At 66.8% G+C, this 1,197-nt stretch carries 2 protein-coding genes; one reads left to right on the top strand and one right to left on the bottom strand.

The window, feature by feature from the left end; all coding sequences use genetic code 11:
• Nucleotides 1-538 (top strand): substrate binding domain-containing protein (locus EN893_RS34735; protein WP_206640244.1); only part of this gene is annotated, 538 nt, incomplete at its 5' end.
• 12 nt (nt 539-550) lie between these two features.
• On the opposite strand, the gene EN893_RS34730 is transcribed toward EN893_RS34735, so the two are convergent.
• Nucleotides 551-1,197 (bottom strand): GMC family oxidoreductase (locus tag EN893_RS34730; RefSeq protein WP_164901420.1); only part of this gene is annotated, 647 nt, incomplete at its 5' end.

The raw sequence follows: 1,197 nt of genomic DNA, 5'->3' as shown, positions 1-1,197 counted from the left end.
GGCGATCTTCGACGACGCCGTCAGCAATCTGGTGGACGAGCAGATCGATCTCGGCATCCGCGTCGGCTGGCTCACCGATTCCTCGAACCAGGCGCGGCGCCTGGGGACGATCCGGCAGATCGTGGTGGCGAGCCCTGGCTTCGCGGCGAGCCTGCCGCCCGACGTGACGCCGCGCCAGGCAAGATCGCTGGCCTGGGTCGGCAACACCCAGTTGCGAGGCATCGGCCAATGGCTGTTTTCCAGGGACACTGAGACGGTGCTGACCGAACTCAATCCGGTCATCATGTGCGACAAGAGCCCCGCCGCCCTGGCTTGCGTGCTCGTCGGCATCGGGCTCGGCGTCTTTCCGGATTATAGCGTCAGCGACGATATCGCCGAGGGGCGGCTGGTGCCGGTGTTTGCCGACTGGAGCCTGCCGTCAGGCGGCATCCACGCGGTCTTTCCGCCGGCCCGGTTCCGGCCCGCCAAGGTGCGCACCTTCGTCGATCTGCTCGCGGCGGCCGAGAGACGGCGATCGCGCGGTGTTGCCGCGGCTTGAAGCCGATGGCGGTCAGCGGGCCTCTTGCAGGATCATCTCGGCTGCCTTTTCCGCGATCATGACGACCGGCGAGTTGGTGTTGCCTGAGACGATTGTCGGCATGATCGAGGCATCGACCACGCGCAGCCCGCCAAGCCCGTGAACACGCAGGCCGTCGTCGACCACCGCCATCGTATCCGAACCCATCTTGCAGGTGCCGACGGGGTGGAAGATCGTCGTGCCTATATCGCCGGCCTTGCGGATGAGCTCTTCATCGCTGTTATACTGCGTGCCGGGCAGCATCTCTTCCGGCGCAAAGCGCGCCACCGCCCGGGCCTTCATCAGGCTGCGGACATGGCGCAACGACGCGACGGCCACGCTGCGGTCTCCCTCGGTGGAAAGATAGTTCGGGCGGATCTTCGCCGCCTCCCGCGCGTCGGATGAACCCATATGTACGGTGCCCCGGCTTTCGGGGCGCAGATTGCAGACCGAGACGGTGACCGCGGGAAAGCGATGCAGCGGCTCGCCCAGACGGTCGGTGCTCAGCGGCTGCACATGGTATTCGAGATCGGGGGTTGCGAGACGCGGATCGCTCCTGGCGAAGATGCCGAGCTGGCTCGGCGCCATCGACAGCGGCCCGCTGCGCTTGAGCGCGTATTCCAGCCCCATCGACGCACGGC

This window comes from Mesorhizobium sp. M7A.F.Ca.CA.004.04.2.1 (assembly GCF_004022825.1).
Lineage (GTDB): Bacteria > Pseudomonadota > Alphaproteobacteria > Rhizobiales > Rhizobiaceae > Mesorhizobium.
Note: the sequence above shows the minus strand (reverse complement) of the source record. Positions and strands in the feature narration are given on the sequence as shown.